At 36.8% G+C, this 17188-nt stretch carries 17 protein-coding genes, 5 tRNA genes and 1 pseudogene; 1 reads left to right on the forward strand and 22 read right to left on the reverse strand.

Translation table 11 applies throughout. The features are described 5' to 3' along the window. Positions 1 to 405: 405 nt before the first annotated feature. The 6 genes and pseudogenes from HMPREF1495_RS01175 to HMPREF1495_RS13730 all read right to left on the reverse strand — a co-directional run bounded on the left by HMPREF1495_RS01175 (position 406) and on the right by HMPREF1495_RS13730 (position 4932). Positions 406 to 906, reverse strand: a complete 501-nt coding sequence (locus HMPREF1495_RS01175) for a DUF1700 domain-containing protein (protein ID WP_034211353.1) — start codon at positions 904 to 906, stop codon at positions 406 to 408. A 13-nt stretch (positions 907 to 919) separates the two neighbouring features. Then, on the reverse strand, positions 920 to 1294 hold the full coding sequence (locus tag HMPREF1495_RS01180) for a M48 metallopeptidase family protein (RefSeq protein ID WP_034211355.1): 375 nt from the start codon (positions 1292 to 1294) through the stop codon (positions 920 to 922). Continuing rightward, on the reverse strand, positions 1284 to 2519 hold the full coding sequence (locus HMPREF1495_RS01185; protein WP_034211357.1) for a DUF1015 domain-containing protein: 1236 nt from the start codon (positions 2517 to 2519) through the stop codon (positions 1284 to 1286). The genes HMPREF1495_RS01180 and HMPREF1495_RS01185 overlap by 11 nt, the downstream gene beginning before the upstream one ends. Positions 2520 to 2852: 333 nt before the next feature. Next, positions 2853 to 3374, reverse strand: coding sequence for a PadR family transcriptional regulator (locus HMPREF1495_RS01190; protein WP_034211375.1), 522 nt, complete (start codon positions 3372 to 3374; stop codon positions 2853 to 2855). A gap of 2 nt (positions 3375 to 3376) precedes the next feature. Continuing rightward, positions 3377 to 3685, reverse strand: a pseudogene (locus tag HMPREF1495_RS14310) (3-hydroxyacyl-ACP dehydratase FabZ family protein); the annotation flags it as partial. Between the two features lie 131 nt (positions 3686 to 3816). Further along, the gene (locus tag HMPREF1495_RS13730; RefSeq protein ID WP_007594700.1) at positions 3817 to 4932 is read right to left on the reverse strand and encodes an MFS transporter; all 1116 of its coding nucleotides are present in this window, start codon (positions 4930 to 4932) and stop codon (positions 3817 to 3819) included. Between the two features lie 419 nt (positions 4933 to 5351). On the opposite strand from HMPREF1495_RS13730, the gene HMPREF1495_RS01210 reads away from it, so the two are divergent. Continuing rightward, positions 5352 to 5720 (forward strand): EXLDI protein, encoded by a 369-nt coding sequence (locus tag HMPREF1495_RS01210; protein WP_007594701.1) that lies wholly within the window; start codon positions 5352 to 5354, stop codon positions 5718 to 5720. A 117-nt stretch (positions 5721 to 5837) separates the two neighbouring features. On the opposite strand, the gene HMPREF1495_RS13950 is transcribed toward HMPREF1495_RS01210, so the two are convergent. The 16 genes from HMPREF1495_RS13950 to srtB form a co-directional block, all read right to left on the reverse strand. Beyond that, a complete protein-coding gene (locus HMPREF1495_RS13950; protein WP_007594702.1) occupies positions 5838 to 6059 on the reverse strand; it encodes a hypothetical protein in 222 nt (73 codons plus the stop codon). Next, a complete protein-coding gene (locus HMPREF1495_RS14180; protein ID WP_007594706.1) occupies positions 6029 to 6163 on the reverse strand; it encodes a hypothetical protein in 135 nt (44 codons plus the stop codon). The genes HMPREF1495_RS13950 and HMPREF1495_RS14180 overlap by 31 nt, the downstream gene beginning before the upstream one ends. Before the next feature lie 26 nt (positions 6164 to 6189). After that, the gene (locus HMPREF1495_RS01220) at positions 6190 to 7353 is read right to left on the reverse strand and encodes a phosphoglycerate dehydrogenase (RefSeq protein ID WP_034211359.1); all 1164 of its coding nucleotides are present in this window, start codon (positions 7351 to 7353) and stop codon (positions 6190 to 6192) included. 9 nt (positions 7354 to 7362) lie between these two features. Next, positions 7363 to 8445 (reverse strand): 3-phosphoserine/phosphohydroxythreonine transaminase, encoded by a 1083-nt coding sequence (serC, locus tag HMPREF1495_RS01225; protein WP_034211361.1) that lies wholly within the window; start codon positions 8443 to 8445, stop codon positions 7363 to 7365. Positions 8446 to 8502: 57 nt separating this feature from the next. Continuing rightward, positions 8503 to 10191 carry a biosynthetic-type acetolactate synthase large subunit gene (gene ilvB, locus HMPREF1495_RS01230; RefSeq protein ID WP_034211363.1) on the reverse strand — a complete coding sequence of 563 codons (1689 nt, stop codon included), beginning with the start codon at positions 10189 to 10191 and terminating at the stop codon, positions 8503 to 8505. A gap of 8 nt (positions 10192 to 10199) precedes the next feature. After that, complete coding sequence (ilvD, locus tag HMPREF1495_RS01235; RefSeq protein WP_034211381.1) at positions 10200 to 11876, reverse strand: dihydroxy-acid dehydratase; 1677 nt, start codon at positions 11874 to 11876, stop codon at positions 10200 to 10202. Between the two features lie 35 nt (positions 11877 to 11911). Further along, entirely contained in the window at positions 11912 to 12997 is a 1086-nt protein-coding gene (gene leuB / locus HMPREF1495_RS01240; protein WP_034211365.1) for a 3-isopropylmalate dehydrogenase, read from the reverse strand. A gap of 175 nt (positions 12998 to 13172) precedes the next feature. Then, entirely contained in the window at positions 13173 to 13301 is a 129-nt protein-coding gene (locus tag HMPREF1495_RS14185) for a hypothetical protein (protein ID WP_007594717.1), read from the reverse strand. A 73-nt stretch (positions 13302 to 13374) separates the two neighbouring features. Beyond that, positions 13375 to 13446 (reverse strand) — tRNA-Gln (locus HMPREF1495_RS01245). Between the two features lie 6 nt (positions 13447 to 13452). Beyond that, positions 13453 to 13526, reverse strand: a tRNA-His gene (locus HMPREF1495_RS01250). A 27-nt stretch (positions 13527 to 13553) separates the two neighbouring features. Beyond that, a tRNA-Gly gene (locus HMPREF1495_RS01255) sits at positions 13554 to 13624 on the reverse strand. A 7-nt stretch (positions 13625 to 13631) separates the two neighbouring features. Beyond that, positions 13632 to 13705, reverse strand: a tRNA-Arg gene (locus HMPREF1495_RS01260). 25 nt (positions 13706 to 13730) lie between these two features. After that, positions 13731 to 13805: transfer RNA gene (locus tag HMPREF1495_RS01265), tRNA-Pro, on the reverse strand. A 217-nt stretch (positions 13806 to 14022) separates the two neighbouring features. Next, positions 14023 to 14778, reverse strand: coding sequence for a cell wall hydrolase (locus HMPREF1495_RS01270; RefSeq protein WP_007594718.1), 756 nt, complete (start codon positions 14776 to 14778; stop codon positions 14023 to 14025). 170 nt (positions 14779 to 14948) lie between these two features. After that, positions 14949 to 16199, reverse strand: coding sequence for a M20 metallopeptidase family protein (locus HMPREF1495_RS01275; RefSeq protein WP_034211367.1), 1251 nt, complete (start codon positions 16197 to 16199; stop codon positions 14949 to 14951). Between the two features lie 126 nt (positions 16200 to 16325). Then, positions 16326 to 17096 carry a class B sortase gene (gene srtB, locus HMPREF1495_RS01280; RefSeq protein WP_034211369.1) on the reverse strand — a complete coding sequence of 257 codons (771 nt, stop codon included), beginning with the start codon at positions 17094 to 17096 and terminating at the stop codon, positions 16326 to 16328. Positions 17097 to 17188 lie beyond the last annotated feature (92 nt).

A 17188-nucleotide genomic window follows, 5' to 3' on the forward strand; every position in this document is an offset into this window, starting at 1 on the left:
CCGTCCGGAATTTAAATCTTTAATAATTACAAACGATTTATGTTTGTTAAGTAAATGTTACGAAACTTAGTATAAACTCACTAAGAGAATATGTCAAGCTTTTTATTCAAGCTTTAATATCTTTTTCCTATACCTTTTTATAATGGCAAAAAGGTTATAAATACCATGTAAACATCGTATTTATAACCTTTATTTGTTAATCTCTTACAAGTTTTATCCTATAAAAGTCCATTTTGAAGTTTTTAAAATCTATCAAAGTTGTTAAGAAGTCATTATTCGTTTGAAATAAATATTTATATTTTTTGTTTTTATCAACTATAACAAAGATATTTCAGATTTTGGCAACCGAATTTTATATTTCGATTTTATTTCAAAGCTTAATTTTTGTAACACTTTTGTAATAACTTAAAATTTGTAATTCCCTTTTCCGAAAACCCCCTTTATTAAAGCCACCAAAAGCAGTACTCCTATCACAGGAAGTAATACAGGTGCCAAAAATGAAAATACCGCAGCAACCACAGCTACAATCACTACTAAAACCGCTATCGCAATAATTATAGGTATTATCAGGCTGTTACCTGAAAAATTATACATTTTAAAACTGTTATCTTTTCTGTCACTATAGTTTTCATTCTCTTCATAGTTTCCGGTTTTTGATGCTGTATTTTCATATGTCTCATTGTCAATGCCTACAAATACATCGTCATATCCGGCTGCAACCTTTATAGAATTGGCAATAAGCCTCGGTTCTCCCAGTTCTTCCATGATTTCATCTATGCTTCTTCCCTTTGAAAGCTCATCATCAATATATGACGAATAAAATCTTATATTTTCCGCTATAAGAGATTGTGAACCTGTGGAAGCCAGAGCTTTCATCAGTCCGTCCAAAAATTCCTCTTTTGTCATATCTTACTCCATATCAAATATATCTTTTCAGTTCTTCTCTTCTTTTCTTGTAATCAGGTATCTGCTTTTCCACCTCACTCCAAAAAGCTTTGGAATGATTCATATGTTTTAGATGTGCAAGTTCATGTACGAATACATAATCAATTAATGACTCAGGTAAGAAGAATAACTTAAAGTTAAAATTAAGATTCTTCTTTGAAGAACAGCTACCCCATATGGTTTTGACATTTTTTATTCTCACCATATTAAAGTGAACATCCATCTGTTCGGCAAAATTATTCAACTTCTCTTTAAATATTTTATTTCCGTCAGAATGCATCCAAAGCCTTACCATATCCTCATATTTATCTGTCGGCAAAATGATATGATAATTTTCATCAAATTTCATGTATAAAAATTCCGCTTCTGAGCTTAGGCTCAAACCATGTGGATTTCGGAGGCATAAGCTTATTTTCATCAGCTACAGCAAATAACTCCTCCATTGATGTAGGATACATCAAAAATGCAACCTTGCCTCTGTCATTGTCTATCTCTGACTTTAAATATCCTACCCCTCTTATTCCACCTGCAAATTTTATTCTTTCGTCCGTTCTCGGGTCTTTTATTCCGAATATGGGTTCAAGTACCAAATCCTGCAATATTGACACGTCAAGACTCTTTATAACGTCACCCGATACCGAATCAAGTACTTTCTTCTTTGCACTTAAAATATAGAATTTATCCTTAACAAGCATTCCGAACTCGCCTCTGTCACCTATCTCTTCAAGTACAGGACTCTCTGTTACATCAAAATTTTCAGCTATAAGGCTCATAACTTCTTCCACGCTTTTTTTGTTAAGATCAAGCACTATTCTGTTATAAGGCAAAATATGCAACTGCCTTTCATCAAATATTACGGACAGGAAATAATTGTACTCCGCATTCGGATTGTTTTCATTTTGCCTTCTCTTTAAAGCCACCTTTACGGCGGAAGCGGCTCTGTGATGTCCGTCAGCTATATACAGAGACTCTATATTTTCAAAGCATTCTCTTATCTGCTCATTATAGGCTTTATCCACCTTCCATACTCTATGGCCTATTCCGTCATCCGATACAAAATCATATATAGGGGCATCCGATATATTCTCTGAGATTATCTTTTTTAAATCGTCATTTTTCTTATATGCCAAAAATATCGGTCCTGTCTGCGCATTTACAGTGTCCACATGTTTTATCCTGTCAATTTCTTTTTCTTCTCTGGTATTTTCGTGTTTTTTTATAATATCATTCAGATAATCATCCACACTTGCAAGCCCCACTATGCCTATTTGGCTTCTTCCATTCATAGTAAGCTCATACAGATAATAGCTTTCTACATCATCTTTTTTATATATACCCTTATCTTTAAATTCGGCATATAAATCCCTTGCCTTTATATAAGCTTCTCTTGAATACATATCAAAGTTTTCATCAAACGCAGTCTCAGGTCTGTCGATATTTAAAAAGGCATAGGGCTTACCTTCCACCGCTTCTTTTGCCTCTTTTCTGTCATATACATCATATGGCAGGGATGCCACCTGCTCTACCAATTCCCTGTCCGGTCTTACACATTTGAAAGATTTTACTATCGCCATCTTACCCTCCATTTTATTTGATTCTATAATTCTATCATAAATACCATATTTCATATAGCTTTTATTAAATACTTAAGGATATAAAAACAGGCAAAGCCATAAGACCTCGCCTGTTTTCTTCTATAAGAAGAGCCGATGTATTTACTTTATAATCCTCACCTTGGATTTTATTATCGGGTTTCTCATAGCATGTATGAGCATAAGAACCACCAAAACCAATTCTCTCTGATATAAATATTCAAATGATTTTTATTAGTTTTTTTATTCACATATAAAATTGGATGCTATCCTTATTTTTTGACAACCTTATGTCTTCAATAAAATTAATATCTATTAGACCTTTTCGGTTAATTCTTTCAACTTATTTTCTATTACTTGTTTTTCCGCCAAAAATTGCGCCAGACCTATTTCATATGCAATAATTTGTGTATATGACATTTTATCCCTCCATTCTTTATGGTTTGACATTAACTGATTAATATCATTTTCTAATAAAGATAATCGGCTTCTAAGCCAATTGGCTATTATAGTTTTTTCCTCCTCTCCACCGAAATACATTCTAACAAGAAACTCCGATTCTCTTTTTTCTGGATCAATAGGAGATTTCAAATAACAGTGAAATTCTTCAATACCTTTTTTTGTAATGTTGTAAATATTTTTATTGGGTTTTCCTTCTTGAATCACTACATTTTTCTCCACTAACAGTTCTTTCTCCAACCTCCTCAAAGTTGGATAAATCATTCCATAACTGGTTTTATAAAAATACCTAAATACTGTTTCAAATACTTCATTTATCTCATATCCACTTCGACTCTTCTCAATGAGCAAACCTAGTATAATATCTTTACCTGTCATATTCATTTTTTAAAAACTATAAACTTCCCTTCTAAAATTTTATCGTCGAAACCATTATATACTTTCGATGAGAAAAAGTAAAAAGGTGGTATGCTTCTCTCTATTTTGGAAACAATAATTGCTTCTTGATCCGGAAATAAAGGTTTATTAAATCTTACTTCTTCAACTTTACTTAGTAAATACTTATCCCCATCCAATCTAATCTCATTTCCTATGCATAACATTAATAGGATTGCTGACTGAGCCATCGCTTCTATGAGTAAAACGCCAGGAACAATAGGCTCTTGGGGAAAATGCCCTAAAAAAATAGGGTTATCACTCTTAAAAGTGTTATATTATCTCCTTATAATTTTTTTATGTTATTTAAGGGTTTCCTATAATCCCATTACTTTTATTTAAATTCGTTTCTTACATATCCTAATGTTGAGAAACAGCTCTCATTTTATCCATTATCTTTCATAGATATTTTCCTCAAAAACAAAAATATAATTATTGCTATTATACTATAAAAAAGATTCCCGGTAAAAAGCATTTTCCAGTCAATATTAAAAGGTATCAAGAAAACCGGAGCTATTCCGACCCCAATATACGAAATTAAACTTAAAACAGAAAAACCTATGCTTCGTTCTTCCTCGGTATTAAAGTTCCCAACCTCTACATAAAATATTTTAAATAAGCTACCATAGCCTATCCCATATATCCATGCAAAAAAATATACTATAAAAGCTTCCTCAAATAATACAAGTGAAAGTTGTCCCAATGAAATAAAAAGCAATGTAAATAACACTGTGTAAAAACTATACCTAATTTCCCTAACAAACTGCATCAAAATATATCCTGCCCAAAAAAACAAATAGTATATTCCAATAGACCGGTTCAACGTCTCAAAATACACAGGTAAATAAGCAACTATTGATCCATATGATATCGACGAAAATAAAAGGATAACAAATGAAATTTGAAACATTGTATTTAACACGACTTTTTTTAGATTGTAAATTGCTTTATAATTTGTTGCACTCTCATCATTGTTCTGTTCCCTCTTTAACGATAATGCCACTATAGTCATTATGCTTGCAAATATAACCCAGCAAAAAAAAAGGAAATATGGATTCTTATAATATATATTTTCACCAATGATGGGAGAAAATATCGAAGCTATAGCTACTATAGAATTATATATACCTAAATTAAAAGTTCTCTTATCTTTATTTTCACTAAGTAACACCAAAATCGCAGGAGGAACAAAACCAATAGATAATCCAAATAAAAGCGATCCCACAAACATCCATTCCATACTATTGCTTTCGATTACTAAAATAAGGCAACTAACAGTAAAAAGTATACATCCTAATACAATTTCTGTTTTTGCCTTCAATAAATTCCAAATCGAAAACAATCGTGTGACTAATAATGAGCTGATGAATGTAATCATTACAATATTGATGTCTTTTGTCGATTCATTAATATTAAACACAATCAATGGCAGTAATGTAGTGAGCATAGAAAACACAAAATTCATGAAAAAAGAAACACTAAACAACTTTTTTTCATTCATAGGTTTCCTCCTAATGTAAGATTGTACAAATTAGAAACATCTATTTCTTCCAATTCTTTCTTATTTATAACTCTTCTTGTTATTAACACAACTCTACCTCCTTAGTCAATTTATAGCACGATTTTATATTATTGTAAATAATATATTTAAAAATAATATTCATTTCATTAATATATCTACTTCAAGTCATACTTCTGTATTACTCAACATATTGAGCAAGCACAGTAAGTGCATATGCAATTACGAAAAAATGGACGAAGCCAACCACAAACAATACACTCGAAGTCAAACTTGCCTGTGTACAATAGCTATATCTTCTATCCCCATATTCTTTTATTCTCAATTGGATTTATATTGAAAAGGCAAATTGCAAATAGTATAATATCTGCAAAACAGTGTTATAAAAGAAAGGTGGTAATATGGAATATAGCGAGATTAAATTAAATATTTCAAATGACAGGATTAGGGAATATAAGCTTTTTGAAGGAATAAAGATATATTCAGATACATTTATATCTGATGATAAAAAAACACTCATCAATAAAAGAATTTATATTACAAAAAATAAAAATTATGTTTACTATGAAAGAACTGATGTAAATTGGAATTATTGGAATAGTAAAGATAAGTATGACTTAAGTTTTGATACAGACAGTATAAAACATAATATTGTATTTGAAGTATCAAAAGACTTGACTTTATTTTCACGGTATCTTGGAGAAGAAATTATTAAAAAGATTATGAAAAAAGAGGAAAATGGAGAGATTATTGAAAAATTGGATATATAAATAGATTCTAAGCTTCAAATTTTAATATTTTATTGCACACAAAAAGGGGATAAGATCTTCACATAAAGAGCTTATCCCCTTTGATGCCTAAAGGCACATATTACTCTATAATTTCTTCTATCTAGCCCGGCAGAATAAAATGAGACTCTCAGCCGCCGTGACCGTCAGTATAGACATCAGGATACTGTTCATAGTAGTCTTACCTATAGCGACAGCAGTAAGTCCGGCATTTTCTATTTTGTTTTCATTTCTTCCTGAATGACTTCCAAGGTATGCAATTGCCTTTTTATACTCAGAATCAAAAAAACTTACAGTAAAATATTCCCAAGGCTTCCCCATGAAACCGGGCAGGAATTAAACTTTTCCTTGTTGCCTACTGTTATTACCGCCCATTCGCTATCAAAAATATCAAAAGGAGCATATTCCTTTTTTCTAAATTCCATATATAACTCCCTTTTTGGGTAAAATACTACTTTATAATCCTCACCTTTAAAATACCTTCAATAGCATTTAACTCATTTATAAGGCTTTCGCTTGCCTTGTTTTCTACATCTATAAGTGTATATGCCTTTGATCCCTTTGATTTATTTGTAAGATCAGAAATATTATATCCGTTCTTTGCAAATGCTGAAGTAATCTGACCTATCATATTCGGGATATTTTTATGAAGGAGAGCGACTCTTCCCTCTACCTGACATACTCCCATATCACAGCTTGGAAAGTTAACGGAATTCTTTATATTACCGTTCTCGAGGTAGTCTACAAGTTCATTTGCAGCCATAACCGCACAATTGTCCTCGCTCTCCTGTGTTGAAGCACCCAGATGAGGTATAACTATCGCCTTTTCCATCTTTGCAGACTTTGTGTTCGGGAAGTCTGTAACATATCTTGCAACCTTACCGCTCTCAAGCGCTTTTTCCATCTCATCATCATCTACAAGCAGGTCTCTTGCAAAGTTTAAAATCACAACTCCGTCCTTCATCTGAGGAATTGAATTTTTTCCGATCATGCCCTTGTTATCATCTGTGAGCGGAACATGCAATGTAATATAATCACATTCTCTGAATATTTCATTTATATCTGTGATATGCTTTATCTTTCTTGAAAGTCTCCATGCGGCATTTACGGAAATAAACGGGTCGTATCCCAAAACTTCAAGCCCCAGTGAAGCTGCGGCATTTGCAACTTCGGCACCTATAGCACCGAGTCCTATTACTCCGAGTTTCTTTCCTTTTATCTCACCGCCTGCAAAGTTTTTCTTTCCCTTTTCAACATCCTTTGCAATAGTATCAGAATCTTTGATGCTTCTTGTCCACTCGATACCTCCGACAACATCTCTTGCAGCCAAAAGCATACCGCAGATTACAAGTTCCTTTACACCGTTTGCATTTGCTCCCGGTGTATTAAATACCACTATTCCGGCATCTGCACATCGCTCAAGCGGTATATTGTTTACACCTGCACCTGCTCTGGCAATGGCAAGGAGATTTTCAGAGAACTCCATATCTCCCATTGCGGCAGATCTTACCATAATAGCATCCGCTTCTTCAATATTGTCTGTAAGCTTATAATTTTCGTCAAATATATCCGTTCCGACATTTGCGATAGCATTTAAGCAATGTATTTTTCTCATGATAACTCCTTATGCATTCTCTTTCTCAAAATTTCTCATAAACTCAACCAGTTTTTCTACGCCTTCCTTCGGCATGGCGTTGTAGATGCTGGCTCTCATTCCGCCGACACTTCTGTGACCTTTTAAGTTTACAAATCCGTTTGCTTCGGCCTCTTTGATAAACTTCGCATCAAGTTCTTTGTCTCCTGTAATAAAAGGTACATTCATAAGTGAACGGTCCTCTTTTCTTACAGTTCCTTTAAAGAGCTTTGATGAATCAAGGAAATCATATAATATCTTTGCTTTCTCTTCATTTCTTTCCTTCATTGCGGCAAGTCCGCCAAGAGATTTAATCCATTTAAATACCTTGCCGCAAATATAAATATTGTATGTCGGTGGTGTATTGTAAAGTGACTTGTTATCCGCATGAATCTTATATCTGAGCATTGAAGGTGTGCCTTCAAGTACATCATCCGTTACAAGGTCATCTCTTATAATTGCAATAACCACTCCTGCAGGTCCGATATTCTTTTGTACTCCTCCCCAAACCAAAGCGTATTTGCTGATATCCATAGGCTCTGATAAAAAGCATGATGATACATCTGCAACCAAATCCTTGCCTTTGGTGTTCGGCAATGTTTTAAACTTTGTTCCGTAGATTGTATTGTTCTCGCAAATATATACATAATCCGCATCTTCTCTTATAGGTAAATCCGAGCAATCCGGAATGTATGAGTAAGTCTCATCCTCGCTTGATGCCACAGCAACAACATCTCCGTACATCTTTGCTTCCTGGAAGGCTTTTTTTGCCCACTGTCCTGTGATTATGTAATCCGCTTTTTTATTCTTCATAAGGTTCATAGGAACCATTGCAAACTGTGTATGTCCGCCACCCTGTAAGAAAAGCACTTTATAATTATCAGGGATATTTAAAAGGTCTCTTATATCCTTCTCGGCTTCCTCTATTATCTCTTCATATACCTTGGAACGATGGCTCATTTCCATAACGGACATTCCGCTACCGTTGTAATCAAGCATTTCTGCAGCTGCATCTCTTAAAACCTCTTCAGGAAGTACTGCGGGACCCGCACTAAAATTATATACTCTACCCATGATAATCTCCTTATAATACAATATTTTCAATCTGCTTTTCGCAAAATACCGTCTTGTTTACTTAATCGGATTTAATTTCAAATCCTTCTCATCAAACGCATCCGATATAGCCGCTCCCGGCGATACCATCGGAAATACCTTCTCATCAGAATCAATTTCACACTCAATAACAAAAGTCGTATTCGATTTTAATGCCTCTTCAAAAACAGCATCAAACTCCTCTTTTGTAGTAACTCTTTTGGCCTTTGCACCCATAGCCTCTGCAAGCTTTACAAAGTCCACTTTGTCTCTTAATACAGTCTGTGAATATCTCTTTCCATAGAACAGATTCTGCCACTGTCTAACCATTCCAAGTACATGGTTATTTATAATAACCTGAATAAGCGGAATATCATATCTTGTGGCTGTAGCTATTTCATTCATATTCATTCTGAAGCATCCGTCACCGGCTATATTTATTACAGTCTTATCAGGCTCTGCCATCTTTGCACCGATAGCCGCACCAAGTCCGTATCCCATAGTTCCAAGTCCGCCTGATGTAAGTAATGTTCTCGGATTTTTAAACTTATAAAACTGTGCCGCCCACATCTGATGCTGTCCTACTTCAGTACTGATTATTGTATCATCGGCAGTCTTTGCATCTATAGTCTCTATTATGTACTCACCTGTAAGCCCGGTCTTGTTCGTCCTTACAGGATACATATCATTTAATCTTTCAATATGTGCCACCCATTCATCATGGTGCATAGGATCAAGTCTTGAATTAAGCTTTCTTAAAATCAATCTTGCATCACCGATGAGACTGTAATGCGCCTTGATATTTTTGCTTATCTCGGCAGCATCCACATCTATATGCAAAATCTTTGCATTTTTAGCAAATTTCTTGGCATTACCTATTACTCGGTCTGAGAATCTCGCACCGATTACAATAAGCAGGTCGCACTCGGTTATTCCGAGATTACTTGTTTTTGTTCCGTGCATTCCCACCATTCCAGTATATTTCGGGTCTGAGCCGTCAAACGCTCCCTTACCCATAAGTGTATCGGCTACAGGTGCATCTATCTTTGAAACGAAGGTTCTAAGTTCTTCACTTGCTCCTGAAAGGATTGCTCCGCCGCCCACCAAAACATATGGCTTTTTTGAAGCTCTTATAAGTGAAACGGCATTTAATATTTCTTCTTCGCTTACATTTGTAGTCGGCATTACCTTTTCAGGCTTTTGATATTCGTATTCAAAGCTGTCTCCGGTAACATCCTTTGTAATATCTATAAGTACAGGTCCGGGTCTGCCGCTTACAGCTATTTTAAAGGCTCTTCTTATAGTCTCCGCAAGCTTGTTTCCGTCTCTTACAATAAAGCTGTACTTGGTTACAGGCATTACAATACCTGATATATCCACCTCCTGGAAAGAGTCCTTTCCAAGAAGATTATTGCCTACATTACAGGTAATGGCAACTACAGGTATTGAATCCATATATGCACTTGCAATACCTGTTACCAGATTTGTAGCTCCCGGTCCGCTTGTTGCCAGACAAACACCTACTTTACCGCTTGCTCTTGCATATCCGTCCGCGGCATGTGAAGCTCCCTGCTCGTGACTGGTAAGTATATGTCTTATTCTGTCCTGATTTTTATATAATTCGTCATATAGATTAAGTATTGCGCCGCCCGGATATCCGAATACGGTATCAACACCCTGCTCTAAAAGACATTCAACTATTATTTGTGATCCGCTTAATTTTGCCATCTATCCTCCTATAACTCATCCACTGTTAAAACCGCACCCCTTGGAGCACCTGAAACAAGCTTTCTGTATCTTGCAAGATAACCTGTTACCTCATTAATTCTGGGCTTCCAGTTTTCTCTTCTCTTTGCAAACTCTTCTTCACTTACTCTGGCATTTATTGTATTTGCATTGATATCAATATCAATAATATCACCGTCTTGTAAAAGTCCTATCGGTCCGCCAACAGCCGCCTCAGGTGAAGCATGTCCGATTGATGCACCTCTGGATGCACCTGAGAATCTGCCGTCAGTGATAAGCGCTACGGTAGTATCAAGTCCCATTCCTGCAATTGCCGATGTGGGATTTAACATCTCTCTCATACCCGGACCTCCCTTCGGTCCCTCGTATCTGATAACAACAACATCTCCCGGTACTATCTTTCCACCCTTTATTGCTGTAATTGCATCTTCCTCACAGTCAAATACTCTTGCAGGTCCTGAGTGCTTAAGCATTTCAGGAAGTACCGCACTTCTTTTTACCACACATGAATCAGGTGCTATATTACCTTTAAGTACTGCAATTCCTCCAACCTTTGAGTATGGATTCTCGGCAGGTCTTATAACATCCGTATCCAGATTTAGCGCATTCTTTATATTCTCACCGACTGTCTTACCTGTGACCGTCATACAGTCAAGGTTTAAAAGTCCAAGCTTTGATATCTCCTTCATAACCGCATAGATACCGCCGGCCTCATTTAACTCTTCTATATAAGTGTGTCCTGCAGGTGCAAGATGGCAAAGGTTCGGTGTCTTTGCACTTATCTCATTTGCAATATCCACATTCAGCTCAACTCCCGCCTCATAAGCAATTGCAGGAAGGTGAAGCATGGAGTTTGTGGAACATCCGAGTGCCATATCCATTGTAAGCGCATTTATAAATGCTTCTTTTGTCATAATATCTCTTGGGCGGATATCTCTCTTTAACATTTCCATTACGGCATATCCCGCTCTTTTTGCAAGACGGATTCTCTCCGAATATACCGCAGGTATTGTACCGTTTCCTCTAAGTCCCATTCCCAGAACCTCTGTAAGGCAGTTCATTGAATTTGCCGTGTACATACCTGAACATGAACCGCATGTGGGACAGGTCTTATTCTCAAATTCCATTACATCGTCTTCACTTATTTTACCTGCCGCATATGCTCCAACCGCTTCAAACATACTTGAAAGTGATGTGTTCTTTCCCTTAACTCTTCCTGAAAGCATAGGACCGCCTGATACAAATACTGTCGGTATATTGAGTCTGGCCGCAGCCATCAGCATTCCCGGTACTGTTTTGTCACAGTTCGGAATCATTACAAGTGCATCAAACTGATGTGCCATAGCTACAGTCTCTGTAGAGTCGGCTATCAAATCTCTTGAACAAAGTGAGTACTTCATTCCTATATGTCCCATTGCTATACCGTCACATACCGCAATAGCAGGGAATACAACAGGTGTACCTCCCGCTTCCGCTACGCCGAGCTTTACGGCATCCGATATTTTATCTAAGTTTATATGTCCCGGTACTATCTCATTAAATGAACTTACAATACCTATTATAGGTTTTCTCATTTCCTCAGGAGTCATACCTACAGCATTTAAAAGCGATCTGCTCGGTGCCTGCTGCATACCCGACTTCATATTATTTGAGCGTAAATTTTCCATATTTCCTCTTTCTATCACAATCTGCTTTTGTGAAATCATTTTATATATTCAACTATCTTGTCACCCATCTGAGAGGTGCTAAGCTTATCCATTCCTTCAGTATAAATATCTACGGTTCTGAATCCGTCCTTTAAAACTTTCTCCACCGCATTTTCGATATCACCCGCTTCTTTATCAAGACCAAGTGAATACCTTAAAAGCATTGCTGCCGAAAGTATGGTAGCTATAGGATTTGCAATATTCTTTCCGGCAATATCAGGTGCCGAACCGTGACTCGGTTCATAAAGTCCAAGCTTACTCTCATTTAAGCTTGCGCTTGGAAGCATTCCTATAGAGCCTGTGATCATACTTGCTTCATCCGATAAAATATCGCCAAACATATTTTCTGTAAGCACTACATCAAACTGCCCCGGATTCATTACAAGCTGCATAGCCGCATTATCTACAAGCATATGCTCCAAGGTAATATCAGGATAGTCCTTAGCCACCTCTTCTACCACATTTCTCCAAAGCCTTGAGCTGTCAAGTACATTTGCCTTGTCTACGCTGATTACTTTCTTTCTTCTTTTTGAAGCGATATCAAATGCAACCTTAGCCACTCTTCTTATCTCATTTTCATTGTAAACAAGAGTATCCACCGCAGTTCTTACACCATCCGTCTCTTTGGTATATCTCTCTCCGAAATATAGTCCTCCTGTAAGCTCTCTGACTATTACCATATCAAAACCCGCTTTGCTTATCTCTGTCTTTAAAGGACAGGCATCTGCAAGTTCCTTATATAAAAGTGCAGGTCTTAAGTTTGCAAAAAGTCCAAGCTCTTTTCTTATTTTTAAAAGTCCGGCCTCAGGTCTTAGATCAGGTGCAACATCATACCATTTTGAATTTCCCACATTGCCGCCTACTGCTCCCAAAAGTACCGCATCACCGCTCTTTGCAATCTCTATTGCCTCGTCTGTCAAAGGCACTCCGTATTTATCTATGGAACATCCTCCCATATCTATATCTGTATATATAAATTCATGATTATATTTTTGTGAGACAGCCTCCAAAACCTTTTTTGCTTCTCTTACTATCTCAGGTCCGATACCGTCACCGTTTATCAATGTTATATTTGCTTTCATATTCCATCTTTCCTTATTTTAAAAGATTTTCTTATCATAATACTTTAAAATAAAACTTTTTTCAACTTTACTGTCAACTATTCTTTATTTTATGCATATATATTTTCTATACTTGCCATAACATTTAGTTAAGGGAAATCAAAAAGAGCAGAGATTTTTATCTCTGCCCCACTTTTTAAAACTCTTCATCATCATCGTCATCCGCTATAGCACCGAATACAGCCCCCATCGTACCGGCCGATACCGCAACCGCCACTACTATAACAAGTCCTACAATACCTGCAAAAATCGGCATAATGTCCATAAGCACCTCCCAAAGCATAACCGCTTATTCTAAAAATAACACCCCTCAGGTGTTACGTAACAATTCCATATAACTGGGCCAGCTGGATTTGAACCAGCGAATGCAGGAGTCAAAGTCCTGTGCCTTACCGCTTGGCGATGACCCATTAAAGGGTGGGTAATGGGATTCGAACCCACGGCCTCCAGAGCCACAATCTGGCGCGCTAACCAACTGCGCTATACCCACCATAATATATCATATATTATGATAAAAAGCAGGTGATGGGAATCGAACCCACGTATTCAGCTTGGAAGGCTGATGTTCTACCATTGAACCACACCTGCATATCAGTGAGCCTGAAGGGATTCGAACCCCTGACCCTCGGCTTAGAAGGCCGATGCTCTATCCAGCTGAGCTACAGACTCATATATTATGTTTTTAGAAAACAAATCGGGGTGACAGGATTCGAACCTGCGACCCCCTGGTCCCAAACCAGGTACTCTAGCCAAACTGAGCCACACCCCGATGATTATTTACATGTCTCTCAGACACATACAGCATTATATATGAGCGGCATTGCAATGTCAAGCATTTTTTTGATTTTTTAGAAGAAAAAATTGTTTAACATCTAAAGCTCAAACAGCAGCATATAGGCTTAATTTTACAATCCCCGTACAACTCTTTTATTGCCACCGGGGACTGTAAAACTCAAATCCCATAAACATACCTACTCAACTATAATTTATTTAAAATATTCGTGACCTCCATAAGAAAACAAATAAGTTAAAGATGAATCAAACCATCCTACCGCATGGCTTGAAGAATAAGCTCTGTCCATAAAGTAAAGTGCGCCTCTTGAATAGTCCTCTCCCATCAGTGCATTATTTACACCTTTGATAGTGGCTTCGCTCACCTTAACTTTAAAAAATCTCTTATCCCTTATAGGTGAAAACTGTCCTTTACTGAATATAACTTCTGTTATAGTGTTTTCAAAATGGCTTGAACGAACCCTATTTAAAACCACATTGGCTACTATCGTTCTACCATAGACATCATTGTCACCTACCTCAGCTTCAACAATCCTTAGCAGATTATTATAATCCTCTACTGTAAGTGAAGATAATCCAAGTGCTACCCTACGTTCCTCAAGAAGTCTCTCCATTTTTTCATTTCCGGTCTCCTTTTGCTCTATTCGGGGCAAATTTGCAATATCCTCATCAACAGTTGTATTATCTAATCCGGCGTTATCCAAAATATCGTCTGCCTCGTCTTCCATATCATCCTCAAAGGTTTCACCTTCTCCGGAATTTATGACATTAGCACTGACAGCATTTTTTCCGCTTCCCGCAAATCCATTGCTTGAAAATGCAACGACACTGATCACCGCACCACCTATTGTGAGCAAAGCCATCTGTCTGTACATCTTCTTTGTGAGTCTCATAGGTATTGCCATAATCTTCCCACAAATGGACTTTAAAAGCGATGTTATTCTTGGCATAAAGTCTCTCCTTTTTTAATACAAAAGTTAATTTTTTGAATTATAGTAAGTGAGTAACTAAATGTCAACGATTTATTACAGAAGTTATCTATTTGTAAGTAATCTTTAATAATAATATAATATCGCTGTTAAAAAAAGTTTAAAAATGCCCTAAATAAGAACATCTTCGTTTAAAATTTATCATTTAACCACCTTAGTGCATACTCCGCATAAAGTGTTGCTCCTATGTCCAAAGCGTTCTCATCTACATCAAAACCTTCATTATGAATCTGAATCAAACTGTTTGGAATGCTCTCATTTGAAGTTCCAAGATAAGCATATGCCCCCGGAATTTCCATAATAAATTCCGCAAAATTATCACCGCCTAAAGATATAGGTCTTACCTTTGCCGCCTTTTCTCCGAAAATATCCTTTACAATGCCTCTGACCTCTTCTGAAACCCTCTCATCATTTATAAGTGCCGACGTATAATCTGTCCAGATAACCTTTGCGCTTCCACCGTAAATCTTTGCAATATTTTCAGCAGTCTCCTGCACCTTATCTCTCACTTCCTGCCTGGTCTTTGCAGAGGTGGTTCTTGTTGTACCTTCTATAACTCCGCTGCCGGACACTATATTGTAAGATGTTCCGGAGTTTAATATTCCCACACCTATAACCACAGGATCTATCGGTGATGTAGTCCTTGTAACCAAAGCCTGTAATGCCACAACAGTCTGTGCGGCTATGTAAAGTGCATCTATACCCATCTGAGGAGTTGATACATGAGTAGCCTTTCCCTCTATTTCTATTCTGAAATGGTCCACAGATGCATTGTTTATACCTGTAGTCACTCCGACCTCTCCACATCTTAAATCAGGTGCCACATGTAGTCCGAAAATTCTTTCCACTCCCTTTACTTCACCGTTTGCAATCATAGCCTGTGCACCTGCACCTATTTCTTCACCCGGCTGGAAGATAAGTTTTACCGTTCCTGCAAACTTTTCTCTGTTATTTGCAAGTATTATAGCCGCACCCAGTAAAGATGCATTGTGAACGTCATGACCGCAGGCATGCATAACACCTTCTGTTTTTGAGCAATAAGCTCTGTCATCTCTTTCAAGTATAGGAAGTGCATCTATATCGGCTCTGAGTGCCACAACTCTGTCCTTGCCTTCTCTGGTACTTCCCTGATGTCCTATATTGCTCTCAGACTCATCTGCTCCCGTATTCTTTGCAGGCTCCGACTTTCCTGTTCCTTTAATAAGTCCTATTACCCCTGTTTCGGCACTTCTGTAATGCTCTATACCCAGCTTATCAAGCTCTTCTTCTATTCTCGTAGCTGTACGATACTCCTTCATACTGAGTTCCGGATGCAGATGGAAATCTCTTCTAAGCTCCACCAAAGTTTCATGTATCTTTTTTACTTCATTTAATATATCCATAAAGTCCTCTTTTCATTCTATCCCTTTATCCCTACTTTATTAGTAGGAATTTAATTTATACTACCACCTTTTAAAAAAAGGGTCAAGAACAGTTTATGCTCTTAACCCTTTATATTGATTTTTAAGCTATTCAATTTTTGTAAGCTTACCGCTAAGCACAAATCTTGCATCATCAAACTCATAACTACAGGTTGACAGAGTAAAGACCTTATCACCATATTCCGGATTCACATCTGATTTAAATGCAGATACTTCTTTTAATGACTTTATCCAGTTATCAAATTCCGTACCGTCACTAAAATCAAGCTGCCATGCGTTCTCTTCCACATTTGCCACATGTCCGGCAAAGAAATTGATTCTATATACCGCATCTTCGGTTATCAAATATCCGTTCTTATGTTCATCAAAGAAATCCTGCTTTTTATAACCTTTGAGTGCCGCAAACATACTTCCGTTTTTCATATGATGTCCGTATATTATGCTGTGCAGATCACTCAAATCACTTGGGTTTCTTGTATCTAAAAATATAGCACCTGCCGGATTCTCGGTTCTGTCCACCATATGATCCAGATAATATTCATTATCTGTTGTATGTACTATCGGATAATTTATTTCCGTATCAGGTACATAAATCCACCCTATAACATCACCGTTTACAGCCTTTAATCCTGCAAAATCAACCTTCGGATATGGCTTTTCTTCTTCGGTTTCCTCTACAGTCTCTTCCGTATTATCACTTGACTGTGCCACCGTTTGCTCTATGGTATACTTATCTATTTCCTTATAGGTATCCACACCTTTTTTATATTCACTTTGTATCTTTATAATATTATATCCTGCATATACCGCTATTGTTAAAAATATACAGCATAGCACTATTCGTATCTTGTCCTTCACTTTCTTCTCCTAATCATCACTATACGGCCTTTTACAATATTATTCCCTTTACAAATAAAAAGCCATAAAAACTTTCTTAATGATTTTATAAA

It is taken from the genome of Lachnoanaerobaculum sp. MSX33 (assembly GCF_000512995.1).
Lineage (GTDB): Bacteria > Bacillota > Clostridia > Lachnospirales > Lachnospiraceae > Lachnoanaerobaculum.

Bases quoted from the DNA above. Each gene is read 5' to 3' on its own strand.
- HMPREF1495_RS01175 (WP_034211353.1), bottom strand. From the start codon at position 906: ATGACAAAAGAGGAATTTTTGGACGGACTGATGAAAGCTCTGGCTTCC.
- HMPREF1495_RS01180 (WP_034211355.1), bottom strand. From the start codon at position 1,294: ATGAAATTTGATGAAAATTATCATATCATTTTGCCGACAGATAAATAT.
- HMPREF1495_RS01185 (WP_034211357.1), bottom strand. From the start codon at position 2,519: ATGGCGATAGTAAAATCTTTCAAATGTGTAAGACCGGACAGGGAATTG.
- HMPREF1495_RS01190 (WP_034211375.1), bottom strand. From the start codon at position 3,374: ATGACAGGTAAAGATATTATACTAGGTTTGCTCATTGAGAAGAGTCGA.
- HMPREF1495_RS13730 (WP_007594700.1), bottom strand. From the start codon at position 4,932: ATGAATGAAAAAAAGTTGTTTAGTGTTTCTTTTTTCATGAATTTTGTG.
- HMPREF1495_RS01210 (WP_007594701.1), top strand. From the start codon at position 5,352: ATGGAATATAGCGAGATTAAATTAAATATTTCAAATGACAGGATTAGG.
- HMPREF1495_RS13950 (WP_007594702.1), bottom strand. From the start codon at position 6,059: ATGGGGAAGCCTTGGGAATATTTTACTGTAAGTTTTTTTGATTCTGAG.
- HMPREF1495_RS14180 (WP_007594706.1), bottom strand. From the start codon at position 6,163: ATGGAATTTAGAAAAAAGGAATATGCTCCTTTTGATATTTTTGATAGC.
- HMPREF1495_RS01220 (WP_034211359.1), bottom strand. From the start codon at position 7,353: ATGAGAAAAATACATTGCTTAAATGCTATCGCAAATGTCGGAACGGAT.
- serC (WP_034211361.1), bottom strand. From the start codon at position 8,445: ATGGGTAGAGTATATAATTTTAGTGCGGGTCCCGCAGTACTTCCTGAA.
- ilvB (WP_034211363.1), bottom strand. From the start codon at position 10,191: ATGGCAAAATTAAGCGGATCACAAATAATAGTTGAATGTCTTTTAGAG.
- ilvD (WP_034211381.1), bottom strand. From the start codon at position 11,876: ATGGAAAATTTACGCTCAAATAATATGAAGTCGGGTATGCAGCAGGCA.
- leuB (WP_034211365.1), bottom strand. From the start codon at position 12,997: ATGAAAGCAAATATAACATTGATAAACGGTGACGGTATCGGACCTGAG.
- HMPREF1495_RS14185 (WP_007594717.1), bottom strand. From the start codon at position 13,301: ATGGACATTATGCCGATTTTTGCAGGTATTGTAGGACTTGTTATAGTA.
- HMPREF1495_RS01270 (WP_007594718.1), bottom strand. From the start codon at position 14,778: ATGCCAAGAATAACATCGCTTTTAAAGTCCATTTGTGGGAAGATTATG.
- HMPREF1495_RS01275 (WP_034211367.1), bottom strand. From the start codon at position 16,199: ATGGATATATTAAATGAAGTAAAAAAGATACATGAAACTTTGGTGGAG.